Raw genomic sequence first — 14,320 nt, forward strand, 5'->3', positions numbered from 1 at the left:
CGGGCGAGCCTCTCGCAGTCGAGCTCGCTGATAGAACCCGGCGCTTCGCGCCACCTTCTCCCGCAAGGGGAGAAGGTGCAGTGGTTGTTTGCCGCGCAAGCTAGCTCAACCAGAACTTCGGCGTCGTCGGCTCCAGTCTTCCGCCGACGCGCACCGGTGCGATGCGGAGCGCGAGGCCCGTTGCGTCGTCCGTCTCTACCGCGACGCCACTGAGGGTTGCAGCGCCGGCTGCCGGCTCGAAGCGGCTCGACGGAATGCCTGACGTGAACCGGCGCAGCGGCTCTTCCTTCTGCATGCCGATGATGGAATCGTAGTCGCCGGTCATGCCGGCGTCGGTCATGTAGGCGGTGCCGCCTGCGAGGATCTGGTGGTCGGCGGTCGGCACATGCGTGTGGGTGCCGACGACGAGGCTGGCGCGCCCGTCGCAGAAGAAGCCGATGCCCTGCTTCTCGCTGGTCGCCTCGCAATGGAAATCGACGACGATGGCATCGGCGGCGACGCCGAGCGGACAGGCCCCTAACTCGCGCTCGAGCGCGGCGAAGGGATCGTCGAACGGGGTCATGAAGACGCGGCCGAGCGCGTTGACGACGAGGGCGTGCTTGCCGTTCTTGGCCTCGACCAGAGCGGCGCCGCGGCCGGGCGTGCCGCGCGGATAGTTTGCGGGGCGCACCAGGCGGTCGGCGCGCTGGATGAACACCAGGGCCTCGCGCTGGTCCCAGGAGTGGTTGCCGAGCGTCACCGCATCGGCGCCGGCCTCGAGAAACTCCTGGTAGATCGCTTCCGTGATGCCGAAGCCGCCGGCCGAATTCTCGCCGTTGACCACGACGAAATCGAGCGACCAGTCCTTGACCATGCCGGGCAGATATTCGGCGACGGCCTCGCGCCCGCTACGGCCGACGACGTCACCCACGAAGAGAATGCGCAACTTCAGGACTCCGGAAATCGAACACGTCCGATTCCGTTAGCACATAATCCAGCGCCACGTCGTGGGATAGTGCCGGAACCGCCTCGATCTCCTGCGCCGCAAAAGCAAGGCCGATGCCGACGATGTGCTTGGCCTTGCGCAAATGCGCGAAGGTGAAATCGTAATGCCCGGCGCCATAGCCGACGCGATGGCCGAGACGGTCGAAGGCGGCGAGCGGCGTCAGCATGACGTCGGGGATGACTTCAGCGGCTGCAGGCGACGGCTCGGGAATGCCGAGCGGGCCTAGCATCAGGCGGTCGTTCGGATGGAAGATGCGGAAGATCAGCGACTGGCCACGCGCGGTGACGCAAGGCAGCGCCAGCCTGGCGCCCTGCTCCGCAAGCCGCTTGAGGAGCGGCATCGGATCGATCTCGCTGCGGATCGGCGAATAACCGGAGACGATGCTGCCCGGCAATAGCTCGAACGGCAGCCCGCGCTTGGCGAGCTTGGCGGCCGCAGCCGTGCGCTTCTTCTCGCTCAGCGCATCGCGCTTGGCGAGGGCCTTGGCACGGAGCTCGGATTTGGAGTTGGACATGCGCTTTGGTCCCCCAAGGTCATCACCCGCCTTGTGCGCCATTGCGCACTGGAGCGGGTGATCCAGTATTCCAGAGGCGGTCGTGATTCACACAAGGGCCGGCGTACTGGATGGCCCGGTCAAGCCGGGGCATGACACCTGTTGAACTGGCCGCAGTCGTTTCAACAAGTACAAACCAAGCAAACATCGAGTGCGAAGCCGCGTACGCCGTTGAAGCACTCGATCCCGGAGTTCCCTACGAAAGTAGGTGGGCACCATATGTCCGGGCCCACGGGCCCGGCCAGGGACAGTTCCCTAAAGGATCGATAAGGCCCCGGGGATATATGGCTCCTGACGCACGTCGCAGCTTCGCTTGGGCAATGTAACAACGATACCGATGAATCGCCAGCCCGGCGGAAATGCGAGCTTCGACGTAATGAGGCGTGCCGCGAGCCGCGGCGGAAGTGCGCTCCCTCCCCCGCTTGCGTGGGAGGGTTGGGGAGAGGGTGTCTCCTCGGGCGAGAACCCCCTGGAGGAGAGAGCCCTCACCCGGCGTTCGCGCCGACCTCTCCTGCAAGCGGGAGAGGTTGAGACCGCGGACACATCGAACCCAACAAGCTGATCGAGTCTTCCGAAGAGCCTCAGCCGATCGCAATCCCGTTGCCGACGGTGCGGTTCAGGACCTGAGTCGACTTCTCGATGCGCTCGGCGGCGGCATTCAGGGCGTTCACCACCGCGGTCTGGGTCATGCGGGCGCGCTCGACCGCGGCGTTGCGGAAATCCCGGAGCTCGGTCAGCTCCTGCTCGAGGGTTCGGACGCGGTTGCTGGTGTCGATCAGCTCGTCGCAGACGGTCAGCGCGGCCATCACGGTGAGGCGTGCATCGCCGATCTCGCCGAATTTGCCGCGCAGCGACTGGATGCGTGTCTCGAGGGTTTCGGCGAGCTTGAGCAGCCGCACCTCCTGGCCCTCCTCGCAAGCCATGCGGTATTGCCGGCCATTGATGGTGACGTTGATGTGGCTCATCCATCCTCTCCGGTATCGAGCACCGAGCGTATCGTGACGATCGCGGAATCCAGCCGGTCGGAGATCTCGCGATTGGTGCGCTCGAGCTTGCGCGCCTTCACCAGCGCGCCGTCGAGCTCGTCGGCCAGTCGCGAACGGTCCGCGCCGAGCGCCTGGATTCGCGCCGCGAGCTCGTTCTCGTCGCGATCGGCATCGCGTCGCCGCTCGACCGCGCTTTCGAGCGCATCGAGCGCCGCCATGAGCCTGCGGGTCGCGATCTCGATCTCGACGGCGGACGACTCCGTCATGGCAGAGCTGTTGGACACGCGATCGTTCATGCAGTCAGCGGCGGAACCTGGCGGCCTTTGCCCAGTGGCCTTTCCCTGGAGCTTGCCACCCGGCAAAAGACTCGGTTCGGCAAGCGGTTAGAAGCAGAAATTTACGTGGCAAGCTAGCCGAGCGCAACGCCGCCCCGAAATTGTACACCGATAGATCGGAGGGACATCGTCCGGATCGTCGATTGCCGCCGGCACGATCCGGGCGCAGAACCGGTCTCCACAGAGGCAACTTTTGCGGTCAAACCGGCGTTTGATTGCCTTGGACTCGCGGAACTGAGGTGCTATCCCAGCCGCGACCTCCAGCGGCCGAAAGGCTCCTTCCCCGCGCGGGCGTGCACGCCAAGCGCCTCATTTCAGACGGATTTCAGACATGACGCAGGTCGACCACACCCGTATGGCCAACGCCATCCGCGGCCTTTCGATGGACGCTGTCGAGAAGGCGAAATCGGGCCATCCCGGCCTGCCGATGGGCGCCGCCGACATCGCGACGGTGCTGTTCACGCAGTTCCTGAAATTCGACGCCTCAGCGCCCGCCTGGCCGGACCGCGACCGCTTCGTGCTGTCGGCCGGCCACGGTTCGATGCTGCTCTATTCGCTGCTGTATCTCACCGGCAATGCCGAGATGACGCTGGACCAGATCAAGCAGTTCCGCCAGGTCGATTCGCTCACCCCCGGACATCCCGAGAACTTCCGCACCAAGGGCATCGAGACCACGACCGGCCCGCTCGGCCAGGGCATCTCGACCGCGGTCGGCATGGCGCTCGCCGAGAAGATGCTCGCCGCCGAGTTCGGCAAGAAGATCGTCGACCACCACACCTATGTGCTCGCCTCCGACGGCGACCTGATGGAAGGCGTCTCGCAGGAAGCGATTGCGATGGCCGGGCACTGGAAGCTCAACAAGCTGATCGTGCTCTACGACGACAACGGCATCTCGATCGACGGCCCGACCTCGCTCGCCGATTCCGTCGACCAGGTGAAGCGCTTCAAGTCCGCCGGCTGGGCGGCCGAGAAGATCGACGGCCAGGACCAGGCCGCGATCGCCGCTGCGATCACGCGCGCGAAAAAATCCAACAAACCGACGCTGATCGCGTGCCGCACCACCATCGGCTTCGGCGCGCCGAACAAGGCCGGCACCTCGAAGGTGCACGGCGAGGCGCTAGGGGCCGACGAGCTCAAGGCCGCCAAGGAAAATCTCGGCATCTCGCTCGAGCCGTTCACGGTCGCCGACGACGTGCTGAAGGCCTGGCGTGCGGCCGGCAGCCGCGGCGCTGCGGCACGTCAGGAATGGGAAGCGCGGCTGGGCGAGCTCGGCAGCCGCAAGCGCGCCGAGTTCGAGCGCCGCCTGCGCCATGAGCGTCCGGCCTCGCTGGCGAAGGCGCTGCGCGCGCACAAGAAGGAGCTGCTCGAGAAGCCGCTCGTCGCCGCCACGCGCAAATCGTCGGAAGCGGCGATCGAGGCGATCGCAGCCGCAATGCCGATGGAATTCTTGGCGGGCTCGGCCGACCTCACCGGCTCCAACAACAACAAGGCGAAGTCGGCGACCGCCTTCTCGGCGAAGACGCCGAAGGGCCGCTTCATCCATTACGGCATCCGCGAGCACGGCATGGCCGCGGCGATGAACGGCATCTTCCTGCACGGCGGCTTTGCGCCGAACGGCGCGACCTTCCTCGTCTTCACCGATTATGCGCGGCCGGCGATGCGCCTAGCGGCGCTGATGGGCGCCGGCGTCGTCTACGTGATGACCCACGACTCCATCGGCCTCGGCGAGGACGGTCCGACCCATCAGCCGGTCGAGCATCTCGCCGCACTGCGCGCCATGCCCAACATGCGCGTGTTCCGCCCCTGCGATTCCATCGAGGTCGCCGAGTGCTGGGAACTGGCGCTGAACCGCGTCGACGGCCCGACCGTGCTGGCGCTGACGCGGCAGAACCTGCCGCAGCTCCGCACCACCGCGCCGAACGACAACCCTTGCGCCGCGGGTGCCTATGAACTGGTTCCGGCGCAGGGCGAAGCCAAGGTGTCGCTGTTCGCATCGGGTTCGGAGGTCGAGATCGCGGTTGCCGCGCAGAAGCAGCTCGCCGAGCGCGGCATCGCGTCACGGGTGGTGTCGGTACCCTCGCTCGAGCTTTTGTTAGCGCAACCAGAAGCCAAGCGGGCCGCCGTCATCGGCAATGCGCCGGTGAAGGTCGCGATCGAGGCTGCAGTACGCTGGGGCTGGGATGCCGTGATCGGCCAGGATGGCGAATTCATCGGCATGCATTCCTTCGGCGAAAGCGGCCCGGCGAAGGAGCTTTACAAGCATTTCGGCATTACCGCCGAGGCTGCGGTTAACGCCGTGCTGAAGCGCGTTTCCTGAGAGTTGAGCTTGTCAAAAAAAAGGACTACGTAACGTCTCATATGATCAAGCACCGTCCGGCCGAACCGGGCGTCCGCCCCTAAAAAACCCTCGCTGGCGCGCAAAGCGCGTTGTGCGGGACGACAACGGTCATTGAAGGAGACGAAACATGGCAGTCCGCGTCGGAATCAACGGTTTTGGCCGCATCGGCCGCAACGTGCTGCGGGCTATCGCCGAGTCGGGCCGCAAGGACATCGAGGTCGTCGGCATCAACGATCTCGGCCCGGTCGAGACCAACGCCCATCTGCTCCGTTTCGACAGCGTCCATGGCCGCTTTCCCGGCACCGTGACCGTCGATGGTGACTCGATCAACCTCGGCGGCGGCAAGATCAAGGTGACCGCCGAGCGCGATCCCTCGAAGCTGCCCTGGAAGGATCTCGGCGTCGACATCGCGCTCGAGTGCACCGGCATCTTCACCTCGAAGGACAAGGCCAGCGCGCATCTGACCGCCGGCGCCAAGCGCGTGCTGGTCTCCGCGCCCGCCGACGGCGCCGACGCCACCATCGTCTACGGTGTCAACCACGACACGCTGACCAAGGATCACCTCGTCGTCTCCAACGGAAGCTGCACCACCAACTGCCTCGCGCCGGTCGCCAAGGTGCTGAACGATCTCGTCGGCATCGAGACCGGCTTCATGACCACGATCCACGCCTATACCGGCGACCAGCCGACGCTGGACACGCTGCACAAGGATCTCTACCGCGGCCGCGCGGCTGCGATGTCGATGATCCCGACCTCGACCGGCGCCGCCAAGGCGATCGGCCTCGTGCTGCCCGAGCTGAAGGGCAAGCTCGACGGCGTCGCGATCCGCGTGCCGACCCCGAACGTCTCGGTCGTCGACCTCAAGATCGTCGCCAAGCGCGCCACCGATGCCAAGGAAATCAACGCGGCGATGAAGCGCGCCAGCGAGCAGCAGCTCAAGGGCATCCTCGGCTACACCAATGCGCCGAACGTCTCGATCGACTTCAACCACGACCCGCACTCCTCGACCTTCCACGAGGACCAGACCAAGGTGCAGAACGGCACGCTGGTGCGCGTGATGTCCTGGTACGACAACGAGTGGGGCTTCTCGAACCGCATGGCGGACACCGCCGTCGCGATGGCGAAGGTGATCTAACGCCGCTCTCGTGTCCCGGACGCGGAGCGGCGCGCTTGCGCTGCTCCGCAGAGCCGGACCCATCTCCCCGCGTAGGTCCCGGTTCTGCAGCGCACCGCTTTGCGGCTGGCGCAGCACCCGGGACAAGGAAGCGTCCGATGACCAACAAATTCCGCACCCTCGACGACGTCGACGTGAAGGGCAAGCGCGTGCTGCTGCGCGTCGATCTGAACGTGCCCATGGACAACGGGCGCGTCACCGATGCGACCCGGCTCGAGCGCGTCGCGCCGACCATCACCGAAATCTCGGACAAGGGCGGCAAGGTCATCCTGCTCGCGCATTTCGGCCGGCCCAAGGGCCGCGATGCCAAGGACTCGCTCAAGCCCGTCGCCGAAGCGCTGTCGAAGGTCGTGAAGAAGCCCGTGGCGTTTGCCGATGACTGCATCGGCGAGCCCGCGGCCACGGCCGTGGCGGCTCTGAAGGATGGCGACATTCTCTGCCTGGAAAACACCCGCTTCCACAAAGAGGAAGAGAAGAACGATCCCGCCTTCGTTGCGGAACTGGCAAAGCTCGGCGACATCTGGGTCAGCGATGCGTTCTCGGCTGCGCACCGCGCCCACGCCTCGACCGAAGGCCTCGGCCACAAGCTGCCGGCCTATGCCGGCCGCACCATGCAGGCCGAACTCGATGCGCTGGAGAAGGCGCTGGGCTCGCCGACAAAGCCGGTCATCGCCATCATCGGCGGCGCAAAGGTCTCGACCAAGATCGACCTGCTCGAAAATCTCGTCACCAAGGTCGACGCGCTCGTGATCGGCGGCGGCATGGCCAACACCTTCCTGCACGCCCAGGGCGTCGCCATCGGCAAGTCGCTGGCCGAGAAGGATCTCGCGCCGACCGCGGTGCGCATCATGGAGAAGGCCGAAGCCGCCAACTGCGCCATCATCCTGCCGGTGGACGCCACCGTCGCCTATCACTTCGCGGCGAATGCGCTCTCGCACGCCTATGGTCTCGATGCGATCCCGGCCGACGGCATGATCCTCGACGTCGGCCCGCAATCGGTCGTGCGCGTCCAGGCCGCGATCGACGATGCGGCGACGCTGGTCTGGAACGGACCGCTCGGTGCGTTCGAGATGCAGCCGTTCGACCGCGGCACCGTGGCGGCCGCCAAGCATGCGGCCGGACGCACCAAGGCGAAAAAGCTGATCTCGATCGCGGGCGGCGGCGACACGGTTGCAGCGCTCAACCAGGCCCATGTGGCCGGCGACTTCACCTATGTCTCGACCGCCGGTGGCGCATTTCTTGAATGGATGGAAGGCAAGCCCCTGCCCGGCGTCGAAGTCCTGCGCGTCAAGTAGTCAGTCGGCCTTTCAAGTCAGCTTGCAGGCCCAAACGGGAGAAAAACACACATGGCTCGGATCACGTTGCGTCAATTGCTCGACCATGCGGCGGAGAACGATTACGGCGTACCGGCCTTCAACATCAACAACATGGAGCAGGCGCTGGCGATCATGGACGCGGCCAACCAGGTCGACGCGCCCGTCATCATCCAGGCCTCGCGCGGCGCGCGCTCCTACGCCAACGACGTCATGCTCAAGCACATGATGGACGCCGTCACCGAGATCTATCCGCACATCCCCGTCTGCGTGCATCTCGACCACGGCAATGAGCCCGCGACCTGCATGACCGCGATCCAGGCCGGCTTCACCTCCGTCATGATGGACGGCTCGCTCAAGGCCGACGGCAAGACGCCGGGCGACTGGAGCTACAATGTCGGCGTCACCAAGACCGTGACCGACATGGCCCATCTCGGCGGCATCTCGGTGGAAGGCGAGTTAGGGGTGCTCGGCTCGCTCGAAACGGGCATGGGCGACAAGGAAGACGGCCACGGCGCCGAAGGCAAGCTCAGCCACGACCAGCTCCTGACCAATCCGGACGAGGCCGTGAAGTTCGTGCAGGAGACCAAGGTCGACGCGCTCGCGATCGCGATGGGTACCTCGCATGGCGCCTACAAGTTCACCCGCAAGCCCGACGGCGACATCCTCGCCATGAACGTGATCGAGGAGATCCACCGCAAGCTGCCGAACACGCACCTCGTCATGCACGGCTCCTCGTCGGTGCCGCAGGACCTGCAGGACATCATCAACGCCTATGACGGCAAGATGAAGCCGACCTGGGGCGTGCCGGTGGCCGAGATCCAGCGCGGCATCAAGAACGGCGTGCGCAAGATCAACATCGATACCGACAACCGCATGGCCATGACCGGCCAGATCCGGAAAGTGCTCAAGGACAATCCGGAAGAGTTCGATCCGCGCAAGTACCTGAAGCCGGCGATGGAAGCGATGACGAAGCTGTGCAAGCAGCGCCTGCAGGAGTTCAACACCGCAGGGCAGGCCTCCAAGATCAAGAAGGTCCTGACCACCGCCGAGATGGCCAAGCGCTACGCCAAGGGCGAGCTGGATCCGAAGGTCGCGTGAGACCCGCCCCATCCCTCCCTCTCCCCGTTCTTACGGGGAGAGGGTCGGGGTGAGGGGCTCCCTCCGCGAGTTGTGCCCTATCGATAGACCTGTCCCCCTCACCCGGATCACATCTGCGATGTGATCCGACCTCTCCCCGCAGGCGGGAGAGGTGTAGGGTCGCCCAGCCCGCCCAGGCATTTACCCAACTGACCTCCCCCTACCCTGCGACGAACGTTAACTCGGCAATTGCCCGAGAACGGTCTATTTTCACGGGCAAGGGCAGAATCGTTTTGGGAGGACCTCTCGATGAATCTGACTGAGCTCAACAGGATCGCGACCGCCATGGTCGCCCCAGGCAAGGGCATCCTTGCCGCCGACGAATCCTCCGGCACCATCAAGAAGCGCTTTGACGCGATCGGCGTGGAATCGACCGAAACCAACCGCCGCGACTATCGCGAGATGTTGTTCCGCTCGACCGAAGCCATGAGCCAGTATATTTCCGGCGTGATCCTCTATGACGAGACGATCTGGCAGGACGCCGCGGACGGTACGCCCCTCATCAAGCTGATCGAGCAGAGCGGGGCCATTCCCGGCATCAAGGTCGACGAAGGCACGCAGGCCCTGCCGATGTGCCCCGGCGAGCTCGTCACCGTCGGGCTCGACAAACTCGCCGAACGGCTGAAGAAGTATTACGAGCGCGGCGCGCGCTTTGCCAAATGGCGCGCGGTGATCGATATCAGCAGCGGCATCCCCTCCATGACAGCGATCAGCGTCAACGCCCATGCGCTGGCGCGCTATGCGGCGCTGTGCCAGGCCGCGCAGATCGTGCCGATCGTCGAGCCTGAGGTGTTGATGGACGGCGACCACGACATCGACCGCTGCTATGACGTGACCCAGCGCGTGCTCAACAAGACGTTCCAGGAATTGCGCGTGCAGCGCGTCGCGCTCGAAGGCATGGTGCTGAAACCGAACATGGCGATCTCAGGCAAGAAGTCACCGAAGCAGGCTTCCGTCGAGGAAGTCGCGGAGAAGACGATCCGGCTGCTCAAGGCCTGCGTGCCGGCGGCAGTCCCCGGCATCGCCTTCCTCTCCGGCGGCCAGTCGGACGAGGAGGCAACTGCGCATCTCAACGCCATGCACAAGCTCGGCCCGCTGCCCTGGGGCCTGACCTTCTCCTACGGCCGCGCGCTGCAGGCCGCGCCGCAGAAGGCCTGGTCAGGCAAGGCCGAGAATGTCGCGGCCGGCCAGCGCGCGTTCAGCCATCGCGCGCGCATGAACGGCCTCGCCTCCAAGGGCGAATGGCAAAGCAGCCTGGAAAAGAAGGCAGCCTAGACCTTGTCGAACAAACCGCCTCCGCCGCGCCCGGCGCCGCGCCTCTATCTCGCGACGCCCGTCGTCGATGATCCCGCTGCGCTGGTCGCCGAATTGCCGGGCCTGCTGGCCTCAGCCGATGTCGCGGCCGTGCTGCTGCGGCTGAAGGAGACCGACCAGCGCAGCATGATCTCGCGCATCAAGGCGCTGGCGCCGGCGGTGCAGAAGGCGGGCGCAGCACTGCTCGTCGACGGCCATCCCGAGCTCGTCGCACGTGGCGGCGCCGACGGCGCACACTTGCCCGGCATCGCCGCGCTGAAGGAGGCGCTGCCATCGCTCAAGCCCGATCGCATCGCCGGCGTGGGCGGGCTGACGACGCGGCACCATTCCATGGATGCGGGCGAATTGGGCGCCGACTATTTGCTGTTCGGCGAGCCCGATGCGAAAGGACAGCGGCCCTCGTCGCAGGCGATTGCCGAGCGGCTGGACTGGTGGGCCGAGCTGTTCGAGCCGCCCTGCGTCGGCTTTGCGACGTCGCTGGGAGAGGCCTACGACTTCGCCGCCAGCGGCGCCGATTTCGTGCTGGTCGGCGAGTTCATCTGGGCCGATCCGCGCGGGCCCAAGGCGGCGCTGGTCGAGGTCGATGCTGCGATCAAGAAGGCCCATGCGACGGCGCCTGGCCCTCGAGATACTGCCGGTCAGGAGCACGGCTAGCGTCCGACATGAAGCTCCAGCGCATCACCATTTTGGCCACGCTGCTGCTCGCGGCGCCCGCGGCCGCACAGCTCCAGATCACGCCGCCCGCCACACCGAGCCCTGCGGCCGAGAAGCACAAGCCCAAGTCGCCTGCCAACAAGGCGCCTCCGCCCGCCAAGAAGAAGGAGGCTGCGCCGGCGCCGAAACCTTCGGCCTCGCCCAAGCCGACCGCTTCTCCAAAACCTCAACTGCCCGCGACCGTGATCCCGGCGCCGCCGGCCGACACCGGTGTCGACCTGGTGTTCGGCGCCTATCAGCGCGGCCAGTACAAGACGGCGTTCGAGCTCGCCACCGCCCGCGCCGCTGCCGGCGATCCCAAGGCGATGACCATGCTGGGCGAGCTCTATTCCAATGCCATGGGCATCCGCCGCGACTACGCCAAGGCGCTGGAATGGTACAAGCGCGCCTCTGATGCCGGCGACCGCGAGGCGATGTTCGCGCTCGCCATGCTGCGCATCTCCGGCCGCGGCGGCCCGGTCGACAAGGGCGAGGCGGTCAAGCTGATGGCCTCCGCCGCCAAGCTCGGCGAGCCCAAGGCGGCCTATAACCTCGCGTTGCTCTATCTCGACGGTCAGAGCCTGCCGCAGGACGTCAAGCGTTCCGCCGAGCTGTTGCGCCAGGCCGCGGATGCCGGCCTGCCCGAGGCCCAATACGCGCTCGCGACCTTCTACAAGGAAGGCACCGGGGTGCCGAAGGACCCCGAACGGGCGGTGCGGCTGCTGCAGGCCGCATCGCTCGCGGACAATGTGGATGCCGAGGTCGAATACGCCATCGCCATGTTCAACGGCACCGGCACCCCGAAGAACCAGCCGGCGGCCGTCGCGTTGCTCCGCAAGGCGTCGCGCCAGGGCAGCGCGATCGCGCAGAACCGCCTCGCCTGGGTGCTGATCAACGGCATGGGCGCGCCCGCGGACAAGATCGAGGGCTTCAAATGGCACCTGGTGGCCAAAACCAGTGGCAAGGGCGATCCGGAGCTCGACAAGCAATTGTCCGATCTGCCGGCCGAGGACCGCTCCAAGGCCGAGGCCGCGGCAAGGAAATGGCTCGGGGCCAAATGACTTGACGCGGGGCCCCTCACGGGGCACCCAGTCCCTCAAACAGGCGTGTTTCTGCGCCAATTCCCCCGATCAAGACCTAGAGCTCATGCTGTATTCCGCCACTATCAACGTCATGGTCAAGGCCGCGCGCCGCGCCGGCCGCAGCCTCAAGCGCGATCTCGGCGAGATCGAGCATTTGCAGGTCTCGCTGAAGGGGCCGGCGAACTTCGTCACCCTCGCCGACAAGCGCGCGGAGGAGATCCTGTACCAGGACCTCGCCAAGGCCCGGCCCGGCTACGGCTTCGTCGGCGAGGAAGGCGGCTCCCGCGAGGGCACCGACAAGAGCCACACCTGGATCGTCGATCCCTTGGACGGCACCACCAACTTCCTGCACGGCATCCCGCAATTCGCGATCTCGATCGGCCTCGCCCGCGAAGGCACGGTGATCGCCGGCGTGATCTACAACCCCGCCAATGACGAGCTCTACATCGCCGAGCGCGGCAAGGGCGCCTTCCTCAACGACCAGCGCCTGCGCGTCGCCGGCCGGCGTCAGCTCAACGAATGCGTGGTGGCCTGCGGCCTGCCCCATATCGGCCGCGGCGACCACGAGGAGTTCCGCCGCGAGATGACCGCGATCCAGGACCGCGTCGCCGGCCTGCGCCGCTTCGGCGCCGCCTCGCTCGACCTCGCCTTCGTCGCCGCCGGCCGCCTCGACGGCTATTGGGAGCGCAATCTGCAATCCTGGGACATCGCCGCCGGCATGCTGATGGTGCGCGAAGCCGGTGGCACCGTGAGCGACATCGCGACACCGGGCGACCCGCTCCTCACCGGGCACGTCGTGTGCGGCAACGAGTACGTGCATGGGGAGCTGGTGAAGATTTTGCGGAAGTCGGCAACTTAACCTCTCCCCACTCTTCCGCGGGGAGAGGTCGGATTGGCATCTGGCGATGCGGACCATCGTCCAGTGCCATCCCGGTGAGGGGCAAGGCAGGACGTCAGCCAGAGCCGACAGTCGATCCGGCACACATGGCCGTGGCGCGGGTCGGACGCTCTGAGCGGAACGTGAAAAGAGCAGCCCCTCACCCCACCCTCCCCGTAAGAACGGGGCGAGGTAGTGAGACAGCGTCCGCGCCTTACGGCCCGTTGCCTTGCGTTTGACCGGCTAGGGCTTGACCCGTAGCGATCAAGCGTCGTCTTCGTCGGATTCCTCGTCCCGATATTCACCGCCGAGGGTCCGGCCCTCGATGGTCGTGGCGCCTTTCTGCTTGATCACCCTGCGAAGCGGGACCGAACTCTCACTTCGCAATGCCTCCATCAGTTGTTCCGAATGGGTGACGATCCAGATGTCGGCACGGCGTGATGCCTTGGCGACCAGCCGCGCCAATGGCGCCAGCAGCGACGGATGCAGGCTGCTCTCCGGTTCGTTCAGCGCGATGAAGGGCGGCAGCCGATAGCCCATGAACACCGCGAGCAGGCAGATGTATTTCAGCGTCCCATCGGATAGTTCATGCGCCTTGAATGGCCTAGGCATATCCGCCAGTTGCAGATCAAATTCACATAAGCCATTTCCTCCCCATGCGCGAAGCTCGGCGCCTGGGAATGCATCCTCGATCGCGTCCTGCAGGTCGGTGGCATCTTCCCGAATGGAATAGAGTGTCGCCAGGGCGGCAGCCAAATCGCTTCCATCGGCGCTGAGCGAGGGCGTCGTGATCGCGAGGCACGGCTTTCGTATCGGCGAGGCCGGATCGGTGCGAAAGTCATGATAGAAGCGCCAACCGAGCATCGCGTTTCTGATCAGGCCGATCTCAGGGCATTCCTCGCCATCGGCAAAATCCGCAAGCGCCGTCTCTGACGGCAGCACCGCATCCTTGTGGCTGTTCCAGGCACCGCTCTCGCCGCGGACGCTGACGAGCGAATTTTTCCGCTTCATGAGTTGAACCGTTCGTTTGCCTTGCGTCGCCTCGATGCTTTCGGCCTTGATCATCGGCTCGCCGGAAAATGCCGCCTCTCCCGGGCCGGGAAATCCGAGTTCAATGGAATAGCTGAGACGATCGAATCTGGCGGACAAGCGCAGTCGCCCATCTTCGCCTTTCCTGCGAAGGCCGGACCAGCAGACGGAATTCAATCCTCCTTCCTCGGCGATCGTGCGCGTGATTCGACCCGCCGCTGCGTCGCGCAACAGCGACAAGGACTTGTAGAGATTGGATTTGCCGACACCATTCTCCCCCACGAACACGGACAGGGGGTGAATGGGGATCGAGAGCTGGCGAATGGAGCGATAGTTGGAAATCGCAACGTCGGTCGGACGCATCACATGCTCTCAATCGGCGGGTTGATAACGCATTCGCACTACGGTGCGAATGCATGCCCATTCAATCCAGAGCTGCAGTCTGGATTGGCGATCACGAGAAAGCAAGCTCCCATGGTCATTCCGGGGCGCGCCTCTTGG

Annotated in this window: 13 protein-coding genes and 1 other RNA gene; 8 read left to right on the plus strand and 6 right to left on the minus strand. The window is 65.5% G+C overall.

Annotated features, from left to right (window positions below; all coding sequences use genetic code 11):
• Positions 1 to 100 precede the first annotated feature (100 nt).
• The 5 genes from ACNJYB_RS32050 to ACNJYB_RS32070 form a co-directional block, all read right to left on the minus strand.
• A complete protein-coding gene (locus ACNJYB_RS32050; RefSeq protein ID WP_439370508.1) occupies positions 101 to 925 on the minus strand; it encodes a TIGR00282 family metallophosphoesterase in 825 nt (274 codons plus the stop codon).
• Positions 903 to 1,499 carry a 5-formyltetrahydrofolate cyclo-ligase gene (locus tag ACNJYB_RS32055; RefSeq protein WP_439370509.1) on the minus strand — a complete coding sequence of 199 codons (597 nt, stop codon included), beginning with the start codon at positions 1,497 to 1,499 and terminating at the stop codon, positions 903 to 905. Before ACNJYB_RS32055 ends, ACNJYB_RS32050 begins: the two co-directional genes overlap by 23 nt.
• A gap of 191 nt (positions 1,500 to 1,690) precedes the next feature.
• A non-coding RNA gene (gene ssrS, locus ACNJYB_RS32060) (6S RNA) lies at positions 1,691 to 1,851 on the minus strand.
• 268 nt (positions 1,852 to 2,119) lie between these two features.
• Positions 2,120 to 2,503 carry a cell division protein ZapA gene (locus ACNJYB_RS32065; protein ID WP_061025095.1) on the minus strand — a complete coding sequence of 128 codons (384 nt, stop codon included), beginning with the start codon at positions 2,501 to 2,503 and terminating at the stop codon, positions 2,120 to 2,122.
• Positions 2,500 to 2,820: a DUF4164 domain-containing protein gene (locus tag ACNJYB_RS32070; RefSeq protein ID WP_020608063.1), complete on the minus strand. Its 321-nt coding sequence runs from the start codon at positions 2,818 to 2,820 to the stop codon at positions 2,500 to 2,502. The genes ACNJYB_RS32065 and ACNJYB_RS32070 overlap by 4 nt, the downstream gene beginning before the upstream one ends.
• A gap of 370 nt (positions 2,821 to 3,190) precedes the next feature.
• Between ACNJYB_RS32070 and tkt the strand changes: the two genes are divergently transcribed.
• The 8 genes from tkt (at position 3,191) to ACNJYB_RS32110 (ending at position 12,772) form a co-directional block, all read left to right on the plus strand.
• Positions 3,191 to 5,176 (plus strand): transketolase, encoded by a 1,986-nt coding sequence (gene tkt / locus ACNJYB_RS32075; RefSeq protein WP_439370510.1) that lies wholly within the window; start codon positions 3,191 to 3,193, stop codon positions 5,174 to 5,176.
• Positions 5,177 to 5,324: 148 nt separating this feature from the next.
• Complete coding sequence (gene gap / locus ACNJYB_RS32080; RefSeq protein ID WP_439370511.1) at positions 5,325 to 6,332, plus strand: type I glyceraldehyde-3-phosphate dehydrogenase; 1,008 nt, start codon at positions 5,325 to 5,327, stop codon at positions 6,330 to 6,332.
• A 137-nt stretch (positions 6,333 to 6,469) separates the two neighbouring features.
• Entirely contained in the window at positions 6,470 to 7,666 is a 1,197-nt protein-coding gene (locus tag ACNJYB_RS32085) for a phosphoglycerate kinase (protein ID WP_439370512.1), read from the plus strand.
• Positions 7,667 to 7,717: 51 nt separating this feature from the next.
• Positions 7,718 to 8,785 (plus strand): class II fructose-bisphosphate aldolase, encoded by a 1,068-nt coding sequence (gene fba / locus ACNJYB_RS32090; protein ID WP_439370513.1) that lies wholly within the window; start codon positions 7,718 to 7,720, stop codon positions 8,783 to 8,785.
• Between the two features lie 288 nt (positions 8,786 to 9,073).
• Complete coding sequence (locus tag ACNJYB_RS32095) at positions 9,074 to 10,099, plus strand: class I fructose-bisphosphate aldolase (protein ID WP_439370514.1); 1,026 nt, start codon at positions 9,074 to 9,076, stop codon at positions 10,097 to 10,099.
• A 3-nt stretch (positions 10,100 to 10,102) separates the two neighbouring features.
• A complete protein-coding gene (locus ACNJYB_RS32100; RefSeq protein ID WP_439370515.1) occupies positions 10,103 to 10,792 on the plus strand; it encodes a thiamine phosphate synthase in 690 nt (229 codons plus the stop codon).
• 8 nt (positions 10,793 to 10,800) lie between these two features.
• Complete coding sequence (locus ACNJYB_RS32105; protein ID WP_439370516.1) at positions 10,801 to 11,892, plus strand: HcpA family protein; 1,092 nt, start codon at positions 10,801 to 10,803, stop codon at positions 11,890 to 11,892.
• Between the two features lie 85 nt (positions 11,893 to 11,977).
• Positions 11,978 to 12,772: an inositol monophosphatase family protein gene (locus ACNJYB_RS32110; RefSeq protein WP_439370517.1), complete on the plus strand. Its 795-nt coding sequence runs from the start codon at positions 11,978 to 11,980 to the stop codon at positions 12,770 to 12,772.
• A gap of 282 nt (positions 12,773 to 13,054) precedes the next feature.
• Here ACNJYB_RS32110 and ACNJYB_RS32115 read toward each other — a convergent pair whose 3' ends face one another.
• Complete coding sequence (locus ACNJYB_RS32115; RefSeq protein ID WP_439370518.1) at positions 13,055 to 14,182, minus strand: AAA family ATPase; 1,128 nt, start codon at positions 14,180 to 14,182, stop codon at positions 13,055 to 13,057.
• Positions 14,183 to 14,320 lie beyond the last annotated feature (138 nt).

Source organism: Bradyrhizobium sp. SMVTL-02 (assembly GCF_051853005.1).
Classification (GTDB): Bacteria; Pseudomonadota; Alphaproteobacteria; order Rhizobiales; family Xanthobacteraceae; genus Bradyrhizobium.

What these genes read in the sequence shown, in the direction of transcription:
- ACNJYB_RS32115 (WP_439370518.1), bottom strand. Translation starts at nt 14,182, where the DNA reads ATGCGTCCGACCGACGTTGCGATTTCCAACTATCGCTCCATTCGCCAG.
- fba (WP_439370513.1), top strand. Translation starts at nt 7,718, where the DNA reads ATGGCTCGGATCACGTTGCGTCAATTGCTCGACCATGCGGCGGAGAAC.
- ACNJYB_RS32065 (WP_061025095.1), bottom strand. Translation starts at nt 2,503, where the DNA reads ATGAGCCACATCAACGTCACCATCAATGGCCGGCAATACCGCATGGCT.
- ACNJYB_RS32085 (WP_439370512.1), top strand. Translation starts at nt 6,470, where the DNA reads ATGACCAACAAATTCCGCACCCTCGACGACGTCGACGTGAAGGGCAAG.
- ACNJYB_RS32110 (WP_439370517.1), top strand. Translation starts at nt 11,978, where the DNA reads ATGCTGTATTCCGCCACTATCAACGTCATGGTCAAGGCCGCGCGCCGC.
- gap (WP_439370511.1), top strand. Translation starts at nt 5,325, where the DNA reads ATGGCAGTCCGCGTCGGAATCAACGGTTTTGGCCGCATCGGCCGCAAC.
- ACNJYB_RS32070 (WP_020608063.1), bottom strand. Translation starts at nt 2,820, where the DNA reads ATGAACGATCGCGTGTCCAACAGCTCTGCCATGACGGAGTCGTCCGCC.
- ACNJYB_RS32055 (WP_439370509.1), bottom strand. Translation starts at nt 1,499, where the DNA reads ATGTCCAACTCCAAATCCGAGCTCCGTGCCAAGGCCCTCGCCAAGCGC.
- ACNJYB_RS32095 (WP_439370514.1), top strand. Translation starts at nt 9,074, where the DNA reads ATGAATCTGACTGAGCTCAACAGGATCGCGACCGCCATGGTCGCCCCA.
- ACNJYB_RS32105 (WP_439370516.1), top strand. Translation starts at nt 10,801, where the DNA reads ATGAAGCTCCAGCGCATCACCATTTTGGCCACGCTGCTGCTCGCGGCG.
- tkt (WP_439370510.1), top strand. Translation starts at nt 3,191, where the DNA reads ATGACGCAGGTCGACCACACCCGTATGGCCAACGCCATCCGCGGCCTT.